Genomic DNA, 14,937 nt, shown 5'->3' on the forward strand with positions numbered 1-14,937 from the left:
GGGGGTGGGGTATAAAAATAAAAAAAATGCAAGACTAAAAAACCTGAGAAAACTCAGGTTTTTATATTACTTACAAGATAATAATTTATTGAAGTTCAACAACAGCTCCAGCTTGTTCTAACTTGTTTTTGATATCTTCTGCTAAAGCTTTGGAAACATTTTCTTTTACTTTAGAGTCAGGAACTTTAACAAAATTAGCAGCATCTAGCAAGCCTAATCCTGTTACTTCGCGCACTGCTTTGATAACAGCAAGTTTCTTTTTTTCATCAAAACTTTTCATAACTACTATGAATTCGGTTTTTTCTTCTACTTCAGCTGCATTATTTGCTCCAGGAGCTGCAACTGATAAAGCAGTTGGGTCAATTCCAAACTCTTCTTTCAAACCATCTAATAATTCTTTAATCTCTAATAAAGACATTTCTTTTAAAGCCGATACAAAAGCTTCTTTCGTTAACTTAGCCATGTCAATCTCCTTTGTTATAATCTTTTCATTCATAAATTAATTGTTTATTTTTTGGGGTTTTCTTGTTCTTTGGTTTGTACTAACATATTTAGACCAATTGCTAAATGTTGCAAAGGTGCAAACATTGAAGCAGCTAAAAGCGCTAACATTTGTTCTTTTGAAGGCAAAGTAGCTAAGGTGTTTATTTCTTGCAAGGAGACAATTTTTTGTTCCACGATGCCAGAAACTATTTTAACTGCTTTATTTTTTTTAGCAAAATTATAAATCGTTTTGATTGGTTCTAATAATTCTTGGGGACTAATAATTAAAGCTTTTGCTCCTTTTAAAAAGGTAACTAAATCAGCTTGTTTGGCGTTGGTAACAGCTCTTTGCATGATGTTTTTGGGATATACTTTTACTTCACAACTAGTTTTTTTTAACTCACGACGCAATTGCATAAAAGAGCTTACCGGTAAGCTTGCATATTCAAAAACAATAACTGTTTTGGCAGTGCTAATCTTTTCTTGCAAAACAGCAACTGAATCTATTTTTTTGGCTAACTGAGGTTTTATCATGATTATGCCCTTTTCCTTCCTTCAAAATTTTGATCTTGATTATTGTGAAATTGTAACAGGGTCAATTTTAATACCTGGTGCCATCGTAGTTGAAATAGTAACACTTTTAATGTAAGTGCCTTTCACTGTACGAGGTTTAACAGCCATTAATTGAAGATATAAAGTTTTTAAGTTTTCTAGTAATTTTGTCTCATCAAAAGAAACCTTACCTAATATGGCGTGAATATTCCCGCTTTTGTCTAGGCGGTATTCAATTTTACCATTTTTAATTTCTTTAACTGCTTGTAAAACATCATTTGTTACAGTACCTGTTTTAGGGTTAGGCATTAGTCCTTTGGGTCCTAAAAGACGTCCTAATTTACTTAATTGTAGCATCATTTCGGGAGTAGCAACTAAGACATCAAAATCAAACCAGTTTTTGGCAATTTTATCAATTAAATCTTGGTCGCCTACGTAATCTGCTTGGGCTTCTTGTGCTTGTTTAGCTTGTTCTCCTTTAGCAAGAACTGCTACTTTTAAGACTTTACCAGTGCCATGTGGTAAAACTAAGGCTCCTCTTAAATTTTGATCAACTTTTTTAGGATCTAAATTTAGATGAAAAGCACATTCTACCGCAGCGTCAAATTTAGCAACTTGAGTTTGTTTAGCTAAGCTAATAGCTTCTTGAAGTGGATATGTTTTTTTAACATCAAACATTTGTAATGATGCTAAATATTTTTTGCCTCGTTTCATCGCAGTAATTCCTTTCTCAAAACAACTTGACATTTTTTAGAAATTTTTTTAATTTGAAATTTGAATAATTGGGTTAAAAACTATTTTAATATTTTAATCTTTTACTAAAATTCCCATATTACGAGCTGTGCCTTCAATGATTTTGCAAGCTTTTTCAACGCAATAAGCATTTAGGTCTGGAAGCTTTAAATTGGCGATTTCTTCTACTTGTTTGTGGGTGATAGTAGCTACTTTGGTTTGACTTGCATTAGCAGAACCAGATTCAATTTTAGCAGCTTTTTTTAAAAGATCACTTGCTGGAGGAGTTTTAGTTACAAAAGTAAATGTTCTGTCCTCATAAACAGAAATGATAACAGGGATAACGAAACCCATTTGATCTTTAGTTGTTTCATTAAATTGGGAACAAAAAGCAGGAATATTAACTTGGGCTTGCCCTAAAGCAGGTCCTACTGGAGGAGCTGGATTAGCTTTTCCTGCAGGAATTTGTAATTTTAACGTTTTAACAACTTTTTTAGCCATAAAAACCTTTCTTTGGAACGGAGAATTGAAATAAAAAACTTGATAATTTGAGTTGTTTATTCTTTGTTTACGTTTCATTAAATTTGGAATATTGTTGATATTGTAACATAAAAAAATATGATAAAATTTTTTAGACAACTTATTTTAACATAAATTTTAAATATTTGATAAAAAAATGTTAGAAATTATGAAAAAATTAAGATATTTCTTTGAAGTCGTTGAAAGAAATTTCTACTGGAGTTGCTCTACCAAACAAATCTACTTCCACTGTCATTTTTTCACGGTCGTCATCAATACTTGATACTTGCCCTATTTGACCCGAAAAAGAACCAGAAATAATTTCTACTTTTTTGCCGATAAAATTTTTATAATCGGGTTTATTGATGATGCCCATTTTTAATAAAACAGGATTGATTTCGTTTTCAGATAAAGGAACTGGTTTAGAACCCATCCCGCTGGAACCTAAAAAACCAGTAATTCGCGGAGTGTTTCTGACAACAAACCAAGATCGGTCAGTAATCATCATTTGAATAAAAACGTACCCGGGGTACATTTTACGCTCTTTTTTAACCTTTTTCCCATCCAAACGAGTTTCATAATATTCTTCTTTGGGAGACAAAACATTAGATACTAAATCACCTATGCCAATGCTTTCGACTCTTCTTAACAAATCGTCTTTTACAACATTTTCATAACCTGAATAAGTTTGAGCAATATACCATTTAAGGTGACATGTATTTTGGGAGTCTTTTTCTTGATCTTGTTGTTCTTGCGCTTGTGTCTCTTTTATTTGTTTTTCTGTTTTATTCATTTTATTTGCTCAACAAATTTTTGATTTTGACACAAAATTGGTTTAATTTGCCAATAACATAAGAATCTATGGCATGAACAAAAAGGATTAAGAACAATGTGAAAAAAATAACTTGTAATGTTTTAAACAAAATTTGTTTTAAGGAAGGCCAACTAATGTTACGAATTTGCAAAAATGCATCTTTGAAAAAAGCAAATGAACCTATCGCAAAAATAAAAACACTCAAAAGAACTAAAGCACAAGGCAATGCCCAATGCATAGTTTCAAACTGTTTTTGTTGCCATAATTGCCCACAAAGAGCAAGAGACAAAATAGAAGTGGTAATTAGTAAAATATTGAGCCAACTATATTCTCTTTTGATTACTTCTAATAACTGATTTGGTTTGTTTTCGCTTACTATTTTAATTCCCATAAAGTTAAAAACTCCTTTACTTAGTTTCTTGATGCAAAGTGTGTTTGTTGCAATAAGAGCAATATTTTTTTAAAGTTAAACGTTTTGAGTTTTGATTGGCTCGTGGTTTGGTGTTGTAATTGCGGTTTAGACACAAAACACAAACTAAAATATTTTTTTTCAAAAAAATAGCTCCTTTTATGTTAGAAAGTTGAAAAAACATTAATTTATTTTCAAAACATCTTTTTTATTATATCACAAATCAGTGTTTTTATGCAAAAAATAAAATATAAAAATTGCTTTGTGCAAAAAAATATCCCGGGGAGAAAATATTTGGAATGTTGGATGAAAGATGGTAAGAAAACTAACAGTAACCCAAATTAGATAAATGGTTAGCTGCTTAAAAAAGCTAGTGATTAGTTTGTTTTTTGGAGGAGGCAAGGGTTAATTATTGCCAAAAATAAAAGTGGAGTAGATCATTAATGCAGCAGAAACACTTACATTTAAAGAATTGATTTTTCCATACATAGGAATTTTAACCAACAAATCACATTGTTGTTTTAATAAATGTCTAATGCCTATTCCTTCGTTGCCAACAATAATAGCCAAAGAAATGTTTTTAGGGATTTGGTGAAAAGATTGGGAAGAATTGCTATCGGTACCAACGATTAAAACTTGATTTTTTTTTAGTTTTAAAATGGTTTGATGCAAATTAGTAACTAAAAAAACTTTAGTGTATTCCAAGGCACCACAAGAAATTTTGGAAACTGTGGAATTGAGTGGGACTTGATGTTTTTTACTCATAATAACACCATCCAAAGCACAAGCTTCAACAGTTCTTAAAATGGCTCCTAAGTTATGAGGGTCATTAATGGCGTCTAAAATTAAGAATTTTTGGAATTTGGCAGAATCTAAATAAGTGTCTAAGTCGTAAAAAGTGTAGTCACAAACATTGGCAGCGACTCCTTGATGGGTTTTTTGTTTGGTTAGATCATATAAAAACTTTTTGTTAACTAATTGATAAGCAATATTGTGTTTTTGCAAAAACATTATAAAAAGATGGTCTTTAATTTTTTCATCTAAATATAGTTGATAAATTTTTCTCTGCGCTTTAATTGCTTCTTTGATGGGGTTTTTTCCGTAAATAATCATATTAATTATTTGTTTTCTTTCGATTTTGTAGTTTTTGTTGGATGGGGTTTTTGGGAGATTTGGGTTATGACAAGGGATAAAATGATGATTAAAACTAATAAAACTTTTTCAAGTTTATCGAATTGAGACATTTCTTCCAAAACATCCAAAATAAATGAAGCTGTCATAAATCCTATTAACATTGCTACAAATAAAATTAATTTAGCTAGATTTAAAGGTTTAGAAATTCTAAATAAAACAGTAAATAAAATGAAGGTGGAAAGCAAAATGACAAAATTAGAAACTGTTTCTAATTGTTTGAAATCGGGAGTTTGGGTTGATACAAAACCAATTCGCACACCAAAAGTTAAGACATAACTAATAAAAGCTAGACTTGCATAGGGAAAGGCTTTTTTGAGATTATTAAGTAAAAAGTTTTTGCTGATAATTTCGTTGTTTTTTTCAAAAGATAAAAAAAGCGAAGGAATGCCAATTGACCAATAATCCATGACAAATTGTAATTTCAAAGGTGATAATGGATAGTAGCAAGGACGCCTTAAAAAATTAAATAAAATAACAGCAACTGCAAGCATAAAAGCAATAATAGTTTTGGTAAAAAACAAAATAGAGATTTTATCTAAATTGTTAATAATTCTTCTGCCTTCAAAAACTACTTTAGGCATGGAAGAAAAATTAGAATCCATCAAAACTAAATTAGCAATATTACAAGTGGCTTGGCTGCCTGATGCCATCGCAATGGAAAGATCGGCTTCTTTTAGGGCTAAAATATCGTTTACACCATCGCCTGTCATGGCAACTTTTTGTCCTGCTTGTTTAAAAGTTTGGATTAAGATTTTTTTTTGTTGGGGCGAAGTTCTTCCAAAAACATTATATTTAGTAGCTATTTGGATAACTTCTTGGTCAGAAAGTCCTTCTAAACTGATGGTTTTATAAGCATCAATAATACCTACTCTTTGAGCTATTTGAGAAACTGCCACATGATTATCACCAGAAATTACTTTAACACAAACGCCATTTTTCTGGAAAAAATCAATGGTAGTAACTGCGTCTTTTTTAATAGTATCTTTGATGATAATTAAAGCTAAAGGAATGCATGGGATGTCGTGTAATTTTTGGTTTTTACAAGTTATTTGAGAAATACAAGGCTCAGGGCTTTTGGCTAATAAAAGCACTCGATAACCTGATTTAGTGTAAGTTTCAAAATCTTTTTGAATAAGGTGAAAATTGTTTTTTAAAATGAATTCAGGAGCTCCCAAAAAAATGGTTCCTAAATTGTTAAATTCAACTGCACTATATTTTCTTGTGTTGGAAAAAGGAAGATTTTGGGAGGGTTGATAAGGAGTTGAAGTAGGAAAAGTATTGGGGCTAAATTTGTTTATTAAAGCATTATAAGTACTATTAGAAGTGGGGCAAGCAGATAAAAAAGAGTTCATTAATTTAGTAAAATCAAGTTCTTTAGGGTGATAAGGAATGACTTTTTTAACTTGCATAGTGCCATCAGTAATAGTTCCTGTTTTGTCGAGGCATAAAGTGTTTATTTGAGCTAACATTTCGATTCCAAATAGATTTTGGGCATAAGTTTTTTGTTTTGCTAAACGTACAAAACCTACTGCCAAAGAAATGTTAGTCAGCAAAAAAAGTCCCAAAGGAAGCATTGCTATCATCATGCCACACAAACCTAGTAAGGAATTTTGGCTGAAACCTGATATTTTATTATTTTCTTTATTAAAAGCAAAAAAAGCTAAAATAATAGCAAAAAGTGTGACAAAAATAATGATTGTTTTGATTAACGAAGATAAGTTTTGCATTAAAGGAGTGGTCGGTTTTTTGTATTTTTTAGCTTCTTGGGAAACTTTTTCAATATACATATCACTTCCTACAGCTACAATTTCGGCATAACTTTGACCTGATACCACGTAGCTACCAGAGTATAAAAAATCATTTTCTTTTTTGATAACTAATTTAGATTCACCAGTTAAAAGTGATTCGTTAACTTCTAAAACACCCGATTTTACCTTGGCATCAGCTGCAATTTGTTCTCCTGCTTCCAAAAATAAAAGATCTCCCAAAACTAAATCAGAAGCAAAAACCTTTTCTTTTTGACTATTTCTTATTACTTGAGAATGGTTTTTTATCAACAAAGATACTTTGTCAAGAGTTATTTTAGCTTTAATTTCTTGAATAACACTAATAAAAACATTGGTTAAAGAAACTACTAAAAAAAATAAATGTTCATATTGTTCTATGAAAATAACGATTAATGCTACAATTAAAATCAACAAATTAAGATAATTAAATAAATTACTAAATAAGATATCTTTAATACTTTTAGAATTTTTATAGTTAGAAACATTAACTTGACCCGCAGTTTTTTTTTGTTCTACTTGCTTGTTAGTTAGTCCTGTAAAGTTTTGTTTTGTTGCGATATTGGGATTATTTAAAGATTCATTCATGCACAACCACCACACTTTTCTTAAATGATATCGGTATTTTTTTTATAAATTAATGGGTATTGGTAATAATTTTTAAAAGCCAAACTAAGATTTTTTTTCTTGTGTATTTTTGGGCAAAAGCAAAAAATCAATTCTTCCGCGGTCGTTGATTTTGGTGCATTTAACCGAAACTGTTTCACCTATTTTTAAAACATCGGTGATTTTTTGAAATTTCATTTGATTAACGTGGATAAGTCCTTCGATTCCTGGACAAACTTGTGCCACAGCTCCAATCATTTTTCCTTGTTTGTCACTTACAAAACGCAAAATAGAGGCTTGATAACAAGTGCCTATTTGAATTTCTTGGATTAAACTTTCAATAAAAGCGACTGTTTTTTTGACTGTTTCTAAGTTGGAATGCATTAAAAAAACGCGTCCGTCTTGTTCAATATCGATTTTTACACCATCATGAGATTCAATAATTTGATTGATGATTTTGCCACCATTTCCAATAATATCACGAATTTTTTCTGGTTTGATTTGCATCATACAAACTTTAGGGGCGTACTTCGAAACTTCTAAACGAGGTTGAGAAATTGTTTGGCTCATGTGTTCTAAAATATGAAGGCGTCCTTTTTTGGCTTGCAAAAAAGCTTCTTGCAAAATTTTAAAAGGGATTCCTTGAATTTTAAGATCCATTTGTAAAGCAGTAATTCCTTTATTGGTGCCTGCGATTTTTAAATCCATGTCTCCAACGTGGTCTTCTAAACCTTGGATATCGCTTAAAATAACGTATTTATTCGTTGCTTGGTCAAAAACTAATCCTACTGACATTCCTGCAACTGCTTTTTTTAAAGGAACTCCTGATGCCATTAATGCCAAAGAAGAAGCACAAACAGTGGCTTGAGAAGAAGAGCCGTTAGATTCTAGAATTTCAGAAACTACTCTAATAGTGTAGGGGAAGTCTTTTTCTTCGGGCAAAACTTGAGATATGGCTTTTTCGGCAAGAGTGCCGTGTCCGATTTCTCTTCTACTAGGGGCAGTATAACGACCAACTGCACCAACTGAAAAAGGAGGAAAGTTGTAATGAAGCATAAAACATTTGTTTTGTTCGTCGCTTAGACCGTCAATAATTTTACTTTCTGATAAACATCCTAAGGTCACTACAGCAAGGCTTTGGGTTTGTCCTCTAGTAAACAAAGCAGAACCATGAGCGCGGGGCAACAAATCAATTTGAGATTCAAGAGTTCTTATTTCTTCTAATCCTCTTTTATCTGGTCTTATTTTTTCTTGCAAAATTAAAGAACGTGTTTCTTGTTTGGATAATTTTTGAAATAGGGTTTCTGTTGTTTGTAAATGTTTTTTGTGGGCTTCGTAATCAAAAACAGTGGTAGTGTCAATAGTTTTGAAAAAAGGAGTTTGTTTGGCTTGATCTAGGATTTGTTCTTTTAATTGCTGTAAATCGTTTTTGCTGTTGCAACTTAAAATAGCTTGTTTAACTTGGGATTGGTGTTTGGCAAAAAAGGCTTGTTGTTGGGTTTGTTCGGTTTGGTGCAAGGTATTTGTTATTTTATCAGGTGCAAATTGTTGCTTGATATTTTCTTGAAATAAGCACAGTTTTTTAATATATTGGTGAGCAAAATTAATGGATTCTAAAAAGTCTTGTTCGCTAACTTCATTGGCGTGTGCTTCTATCATAGTAACGTTGTGTTTGGTACCTGCAACCATCAAATGTAGAGTAGAATTGGCAAGTTGTTGCAAAGTGGGATTGATGATAAATTTGTCGTTGATTTTTCCTACATAAACTCCGGAAATAGCTTCAAAAAAGGGGATTTCAGAAATCAATAGAGAAAGAGAGCTTCCAAGCATGGAGGCAAGCTCGCTTTTAAAATCAGGGTTTAGGCTTAAAACTGTATTAATTACTTGCACTTCTTGTTGAAAATAATCAGGGAATAGGGGGCGTAAAGAACGGTCGATGAGGCGTGAAGTGAGGATTTCGTGATCGTTGGAACGTCCTTCTCGGCGTAAAAAACTGCCAGGAATTTTTCCAGCAGCATATAATTTTTCTTGATAAATAATAGTAAGAGGTAAAAAATCAAGATTATTTGGTTTGCGACTAAAAACAGTAGTTGTAAGAACCACTGTATCTTGGTAGCGTACTAAAATGGAAGCATCAACGTTTCTGGCGTAAGTTCCTATTTCGACTTGAAAAGAATCTTTTAAATTAGTAGTTTCAAAAACTTTTTTTAACACTTGAGATACTCCTTTAAGTAACTGGGTTGGGGTTGGGGTAATTTTGGATGTGATAAAAAAATATATAAAAATAAAAAGCTAGAGTTTGAATTGATTTCAACAAACTAGCTTAATAATTAGATAATTATTTTAATTTTAAGTGATATTTATAAAAAATCAATTTAAAATTATTTTCTTAAAAAAGAGAATTTTGTTAAAAAAATAAGCCAATCATTGATTGTAAAATTGACTTAATAAATTAGAAAATACTAATTTAAAAAATGAGTTTCAAGGACAAAAGAAAAAATACAACAAAGATGGCGCCCACGCTAGGACTCGAACCTAGGACCCTCTGATTAACAGTCAGATGCTCTAACCAACTGAGCTACGTAGGCAGTTTTTGGTAGAGGATGAGGGACTTGAACCCCCGACATTCTGCTTGTAAGGCAGACGCTCTCCCAACTGAGCTAATCCTCTTTTTTATTCTTTTTTATTCTTTTTTATAAAACAAACCTTGGCACTCCCTATCTTCACTCAATAAAGAACTATTGTCAGTACTAAGGACTTAACTGCTGTGTTCGGGATGGGAACAGGTGTTGCCCCTTAGTTTTATGCACCAAGGATCTTTCAAAACTAGATAAACGTTGGTATTTAAAAAAATCAAAGTCAATGGGTCTATTAGTACTAGTCAGCTGAAAAGATCACTCTTCTTACACCTCTAGCCTATTAACCTGATAGTCTTTCAGGGACCTCATAGGGAAATCTCATCTTAAGGGAGGCTTCACACTTAGATGCTTTCAGTGTTTATCCCTTCTATACATAGCTACTCAGCTGTGGCTCTGGCGAACCAACTGAAACACCAGCGGTATATCCATCCCGGTCTTCTCATACTAGGGACAGTTCCTTTCAAATTTCCAACGCCCACGACGGATAGAGACCGAACTGTCTCACGACGTTCTGAACCCAGCTCGCGTTCCGCTTTAATGGGCGAACAGCCCAACCCTTGGAACCTTCTCCAGCTCCAGGATGCGATGAGCCGACATCGAGGTGCCAAACCGCTTCGTCGCTGTGAACGCTTGGAAGCGATAAGCCTGTTATCCCCAGGGTAGCTTTTATCCGTTGAGTCACGGCCCTTCCATTCGGTACCGTAAGATCACTAAGTCCGACTTTCGTCCCTGCTCGACTTGTAAGTCTTGCAGTCAAGCTCCCTTGTGCCTTTATGCTCTACAAATGATTTCCAACCATTTTGAGGGAACCTTCGAACGCCTCCGTTACTCTTTAGGAGGCGACCGCCCCAGTCAAACTGCCCACCAAACACTGTCCCTCACATTACACATGTGCAGGTTAGAAACTAAAAATAACAAGGGTGGTATCCCAAGGACAACTCCAGAAAAACTAGCGTTTTTCTCTCACAGTTTCCCACCTATCCTGTACATCTTATTTCCAATTTCAATATTAAGTTGCAGTAAAGCTCCATGGGGTCTTTTCGTCCTGTCGCGGGTAACCGGCATTTTCACCGGTAATTTGATTTCACCGAGGCTCTTGTTGAGACAGCGCCCAAATCGTTATGCCTTTCGTGCGGGTCGGAACTTACCCGACAAGGAATTTCGCTACCTTAGGACCGTTATAGTTACGGCCGCCGTTTACTGGGACTTCAATTCAATGCTTCGTTGCCTGACATCTCCTTTTAATCTTCCAGCACCGGGCAGGCATCAGCCCCTATACATCACCTTGCGGTTTAGCAGAGACCTATGTTTTTGATAAACAGTCGCTTGGGCCTATTCTCTGCGGCTTTTAGTTTTAATAAAAGCTCTCCTTATCCCTAAGTTACGGAGTAATTTTGCCGAGTTCCTTAACAAGAGTTTGCTCGCGCGTCTTAGTATACTCTACCTACCCACCTGTGTCGGTTTGCGGTACGGGTAGTTAATCAATTAGCCCTAGAAGCTTTTCTTGAAAGTATGACATCAATCACTTTACTTTCAAACCTTGTCTTTAAATGAGAAAACGGATTTGCCTGTCTTCTCAGACTTAGTTTTTCTACCCCAATCCAATAAGGGGCGTGTTTAGCCTGCTTTGTCCCTCCGTCAGTTGATTAACTAGTGCAGGAATCTCAGCCTGCTTGCCATCGATTACGGATTTCTCCCTCACCTTAGGACCCGACTAACCCAGGGAGGACGAACCTGGCCCTGGAAACCTTGGGTTTTTGACGGATAGGATTCTCACCTATCTTTTCGTTACTTACACCGGCATTCTCACTTCTGACCTCTCCACCACTGCTTCCGCTATGGCTTCACTGATGTCAGAACGCTTCCCCTACCATTCAAATAACTAAGAAGTTATTTCAATCCGTAGCTTCGGTATGATGTTTTAGCCCCGGTACATTTTCGGCGCAGAGTCATTCGACTAGTGAGCTATTACGCACTCTTTAAAGGATGGCTGCTTCTAAGCCAACCTCCTAGTTGTTTAAACGTCTTCACTTCCTTTGCCACTTAACATCAATTTTGGGACCTTAGCTGACGGTCTGGGCTCTTTCCCTTTTGACCATGGACCTTATCACCCACAGTCTGACTGCTGATTTTATTTGGTAACATTCGGAGTTTGATTGAGTTCGGTACCCCGAGGTGGAGCCCTTACTCATTCAGTGCTCTACCTTCACCAAATTACTAAATCAACGCTAGCCCTAAAGCTATTTCGGGGAGAACCAGCTATCTCTGAGTTCGATTGGAATTTCACCCCTAGCCACAAGTCATCCAAACACTTTTCAACGTGTCCTGGTTCGGTCCTCCATTTAGTTTTACCTAAACTTCAACCTGCTCATGGCTAGCTCACTTCAGTTTCGGGTCTATGACATGCAACTAAACGCCCTATTAAGACTCGCTTTCGCTACGGCTCCGTTCCTTAAAACTTAACCTTGCTCCATATCATAACTCGCCGGTTCATTCTGCAAAAGGCAAGCCATCACACATTAACGTGCTTTGACTAATTGTAGGCACACAGTTTCAGGATCTATTTCACTCCCCTTTCGGGGTTCTTTTCACCTTTCCCTCACGGTACTAGTTCACTATCGGTCACTAATAAGTATTTAGCCTTAGGAGATGGTCCTCCCATCTTCCGACAAGATTTCTCGTGTCTCGCCGTACTTATTGATACCCTAGATTTTAACTTACGTTTACGGGACTGTCACCTTCTTTGGTGCTTCTTTCCAAAAGCTTCTACTTCGTTAAAATTTTGTAACTAGAAATGGTATCAGGCTGTTCCGGGTTCGCTCGTCACTACTACCAGAATCGTTATTACTTTCTTTTCCTGCGGTTACTTAGATATTTCAGTTCGCCGCGTTTCCTTTCTTCTAACAAGATAAATCGTATTAGAAGAATATTACATCTTCAATGTAATGGGTTTTCCCATTCGGAGACCCACGGATCTTCACTTATTTACAGCTTCCCGTGGCGTTTCGCCGTTAATTGCGTCCTTCATCGGCTCTTAGTGCCAAGGCATCCACTGTGCGCCCTTAGTTCCTTTGATTTTTTAACCTTCGTTTATCTACTTTTCAAAGAGCTTTTTTAAGATTTTGCCTATTTGTGGTTATGGTGGGCCTAAATGGACTTGAACCACCGACCTCACGCTTATCAGGCGTGTGCTCTAACCAACTGAGCTATAGGCCCTTAATCTTAAAAAGATTAAAATGTTGCAAATATAATTTGTAAGCAAGTTACAATGAAAAACTTTCTTAAGTCTCTCAAAACTGAAGATGATAATTGTTTCCTTAGAAAGGAGGTGATCCATCCCCACCTTCCGGTAGGGATACCTTGTTACGACTTAACCCCAATCATCGACCCTACCTTAGACGGTTCCCTCTTCTTGCGAAGTTAGGCCGCCGGCTTTGGGTATTGCCAACTTTCGTGGTTTGACGGGCGGTGTGTACAAACCCCGAGAACGTATTCACCGCGACATGCTGATTCGCGATTACTAGCGATTCCAACTTCATGAAGTCGAGTTGCAGACTTCAATCCGAACTGAGACTGTTTTTTTGAGATTCGCCAAAAACTTGCGCTTCAGCTACCCTTTGTAACAGCCATTGTATCACGTTTGTAGCCCAGGTCATAAGGGGCATGATGATTTGACGTCGTCCCCACCTTCCTCCAATTTATCACTGGCAGTCTTGCTAAAGTCCCCACCATTACGTGCTGGTAACTAACAATAAGGGTTGCGCTCGTTGCGGGACTTAACCCAACATCTCACGACACGAGCTGACGACAACCATGCACCACCTGTGCAACTGATAACCTCCACTGTGTTTCTACAGCTTTGCAGAAGCATGTCAAGACCTGGTGAGGTTTTTCGGGTACCTTCGAATTAAACAACATGATCCACCGCTTGTGCGGAGTCCCGTCAATTCCTTTAAGTTTCATACTTGCGTACGTACTACTCAGGCGGAGTACTTAATGTGTTAACTTCAACACTGGTTTTACCCAACGTTTAGTACTCATCGTTTACGGCGTGGACTACCAGGGTATCTAATCCTGTTTGCTCCCCACGCTTTCGTGCCTCAGCGTCAGTAAAGACCCAGCAAGCCGCCTTCGCTACTGGTGTTCCTCCATATATTTACGCATTTTACCACTACACATGGAATTCCACTTGCCTCTATCTTACTCTAGCTAAACAGTTTTTATAGCATCACAATGTTGAGCATTGCACTTAGACCATAAACTTATTTAACCGCCTACGCACCCTTTACGCCCAATAATTCCGGATAACGCTTGCCCCCTATGTATTACCGCGGCTGCTGGCACATAGTTAGCCGGGGCTTATTCATTAGGTACCGTCAGAATGATTTTTCCATCATTTATTCTTCCCTAATAAAAGAACTTTACGTACCGAAATACTTCATCGTTCACGCGGCGTTGCTCGGTCAGAGTTTCCTCCATTGCCGAAAATTCCCTACTGCTGCCTCCCGTAGGAGTTTGGGCCGTGTCTCAGTCCCAATGTGGCCGTTCAACCTCTCAGCCCGGCTACACATCATAGTCTTGGTAGGCCTTTACCCCACCAACTAACTAATGTGACGCAAGCTCCTCCCTAAGCATACCTATTGCTAGGTCTTTTAAAAACAAGAAGATGCCTTCTTGTCTCCTATCCAGTCTTAGCAGTAGTTTCCAACTGTTATCCTCGTCTTAGGGGCAGATTGCTTACGCGTTACTCACCCGTTCGCCACTAAAGTTTAATTGCTTAAACTTCCGTTCGACTTGCATGTATTAGGCACGCCGCCAGCGTTAATCCTGAGCCAGGATCAAACTCTTCGTATGTTACAAAATTGATACATCAAAAATTGCTTTTTGGTGTCAATTTTAAGGTGTTAAAAAAATAATTAAAAATATTCGTTAATTATCATCTTCAGTTTTCAAAGATTAAAAAAATTAATGGTGAAGGGAGGTGGATTCGAACCACCGTACCTTACGGAACAGTTTTACAGACTGCTGCGTTTAGCCACTTCGCTATCCCTCCGAAATTGCTTAACAATTTCAAATTTATTTACCTTAAATATTATAGCACATATAAAAATGAAAAGCAAGCTTTTTTGATTTTTTTTAAATTTTAATTTGGGTTGTTATTTTTGATAGGAATTTGGGTTTTGGAAAAAGATATTTTGGAATTGG

10 protein-coding genes, 4 tRNA genes and 3 rRNA genes are annotated in these 14,937 nt (G+C 36.0%); all 17 read right to left on the minus strand.

Annotated elements, in window-relative coordinates; genetic code table 11:
* Window positions 1–85: 85 nt before the first annotated feature.
* Complete coding sequence (gene rplL / locus MBSPM3_RS01725) at window positions 86–463, minus strand: 50S ribosomal protein L7/L12 (RefSeq protein WP_069028253.1); 378 nt, start codon at window positions 461–463, stop codon at window positions 86–88.
* A gap of 44 nt (window positions 464–507) precedes the next feature.
* On the minus strand, window positions 508–1,017 hold the full coding sequence (gene rplJ / locus MBSPM3_RS01730; RefSeq protein WP_069028254.1) for a 50S ribosomal protein L10: 510 nt from the start codon (window positions 1,015–1,017) through the stop codon (window positions 508–510).
* Between the two features lie 39 nt (window positions 1,018–1,056).
* On the minus strand, window positions 1,057–1,749 hold the full coding sequence (gene rplA / locus MBSPM3_RS01735; protein WP_069028255.1) for a 50S ribosomal protein L1: 693 nt from the start codon (window positions 1,747–1,749) through the stop codon (window positions 1,057–1,059).
* 93 nt (window positions 1,750–1,842) lie between these two features.
* Window positions 1,843–2,268, minus strand: a complete 426-nt coding sequence (gene rplK / locus MBSPM3_RS01740; protein ID WP_069028256.1) for a 50S ribosomal protein L11 — start codon at window positions 2,266–2,268, stop codon at window positions 1,843–1,845.
* Between the two features lie 196 nt (window positions 2,269–2,464).
* Window positions 2,465–3,079, minus strand: coding sequence for a transcription termination/antitermination protein NusG (nusG, locus tag MBSPM3_RS01745; RefSeq protein ID WP_011160629.1), 615 nt, complete (start codon window positions 3,077–3,079; stop codon window positions 2,465–2,467).
* A gap of 1 nt (window position 3,080) precedes the next feature.
* Window positions 3,081–3,491 carry a preprotein translocase subunit SecE gene (gene secE, locus MBSPM3_RS01750; RefSeq protein ID WP_069028257.1) on the minus strand — a complete coding sequence of 137 codons (411 nt, stop codon included), beginning with the start codon at window positions 3,489–3,491 and terminating at the stop codon, window positions 3,081–3,083.
* A 16-nt stretch (window positions 3,492–3,507) separates the two neighbouring features.
* Window positions 3,508–3,693: a 50S ribosomal protein L33 gene (rpmG, locus tag MBSPM3_RS01755; protein WP_011160627.1), complete on the minus strand. Its 186-nt coding sequence runs from the start codon at window positions 3,691–3,693 to the stop codon at window positions 3,508–3,510.
* A 221-nt stretch (window positions 3,694–3,914) separates the two neighbouring features.
* Entirely contained in the window at window positions 3,915–4,622 is a 708-nt protein-coding gene (gene rlmB / locus MBSPM3_RS01760; RefSeq protein WP_069028258.1) for a 23S rRNA (guanosine(2251)-2'-O)-methyltransferase RlmB, read from the minus strand.
* Between the two features lie 5 nt (window positions 4,623–4,627).
* The gene (locus tag MBSPM3_RS01765) at window positions 4,628–7,075 is read right to left on the minus strand and encodes an HAD-IC family P-type ATPase (RefSeq protein WP_069028259.1); all 2,448 of its coding nucleotides are present in this window, start codon (window positions 7,073–7,075) and stop codon (window positions 4,628–4,630) included.
* Between the two features lie 84 nt (window positions 7,076–7,159).
* The gene (locus MBSPM3_RS01770; protein ID WP_069028260.1) at window positions 7,160–9,307 is read right to left on the minus strand and encodes a polyribonucleotide nucleotidyltransferase; all 2,148 of its coding nucleotides are present in this window, start codon (window positions 9,305–9,307) and stop codon (window positions 7,160–7,162) included.
* Between the two features lie 297 nt (window positions 9,308–9,604).
* Window positions 9,605–9,681, minus strand: a tRNA-Asn gene (locus MBSPM3_RS01775).
* Window positions 9,682–9,687: 6 nt separating this feature from the next.
* Window positions 9,688–9,763 (minus strand) — tRNA-Val (locus MBSPM3_RS01780).
* 35 nt (window positions 9,764–9,798) lie between these two features.
* Window positions 9,799–9,907 (minus strand): 5S ribosomal RNA (rrf, locus tag MBSPM3_RS01785).
* Window positions 9,908–9,943: 36 nt separating this feature from the next.
* A 23S ribosomal RNA gene (locus MBSPM3_RS01790) occupies window positions 9,944–12,808 on the minus strand.
* A gap of 63 nt (window positions 12,809–12,871) precedes the next feature.
* A tRNA-Ile gene (locus tag MBSPM3_RS01795) sits at window positions 12,872–12,948 on the minus strand.
* A gap of 105 nt (window positions 12,949–13,053) precedes the next feature.
* Window positions 13,054–14,586: ribosomal RNA gene (locus MBSPM3_RS01800) — 16S ribosomal RNA — on the minus strand.
* The 16S, 23S and 5S rRNA genes sit together here with 4 tRNA genes alongside, the layout of an rRNA operon.
* Window positions 14,587–14,701: 115 nt before the next feature.
* Window positions 14,702–14,785: transfer RNA gene (locus tag MBSPM3_RS01805), tRNA-Tyr, on the minus strand.
* Window positions 14,786–14,937: the final 152 nt, after the last annotated feature.

The sequence above is a fragment of the Candidatus Phytoplasma zeae genome (genome assembly GCF_001712875.1).
GTDB classification, from domain to species: Bacteria; Bacillota_I; Bacilli_A; order Acholeplasmatales; family Acholeplasmataceae; genus Phytoplasma; species Phytoplasma asteris.

Excerpts from the sequence above, each read along its gene's own strand:
- nusG (WP_011160629.1), bottom strand. The coding sequence starts at position 3,079 with ATGAATAAAACAGAAAAACAAATAAAAGAGACACAAGCGCAAGAACAA.
- rplJ (WP_069028254.1), bottom strand. The coding sequence starts at position 1,017 with ATGATAAAACCTCAGTTAGCCAAAAAAATAGATTCAGTTGCTGTTTTG.
- rplK (WP_069028256.1), bottom strand. The coding sequence starts at position 2,268 with ATGGCTAAAAAAGTTGTTAAAACGTTAAAATTACAAATTCCTGCAGGA.
- MBSPM3_RS01765 (WP_069028259.1), bottom strand. The coding sequence starts at position 7,075 with ATGAATGAATCTTTAAATAATCCCAATATCGCAACAAAACAAAACTTT.
- rlmB (WP_069028258.1), bottom strand. The coding sequence starts at position 4,622 with ATGATTATTTACGGAAAAAACCCCATCAAAGAAGCAATTAAAGCGCAG.
- rplA (WP_069028255.1), bottom strand. The coding sequence starts at position 1,749 with ATGAAACGAGGCAAAAAATATTTAGCATCATTACAAATGTTTGATGTT.
- rplL (WP_069028253.1), bottom strand. The coding sequence starts at position 463 with ATGGCTAAGTTAACGAAAGAAGCTTTTGTATCGGCTTTAAAAGAAATG.
- secE (WP_069028257.1), bottom strand. The coding sequence starts at position 3,491 with ATGGGAATTAAAATAGTAAGCGAAAACAAACCAAATCAGTTATTAGAA.
- rpmG (WP_011160627.1), bottom strand. The coding sequence starts at position 3,693 with ATGTTTTTTCAACTTTCTAACATAAAAGGAGCTATTTTTTTGAAAAAA.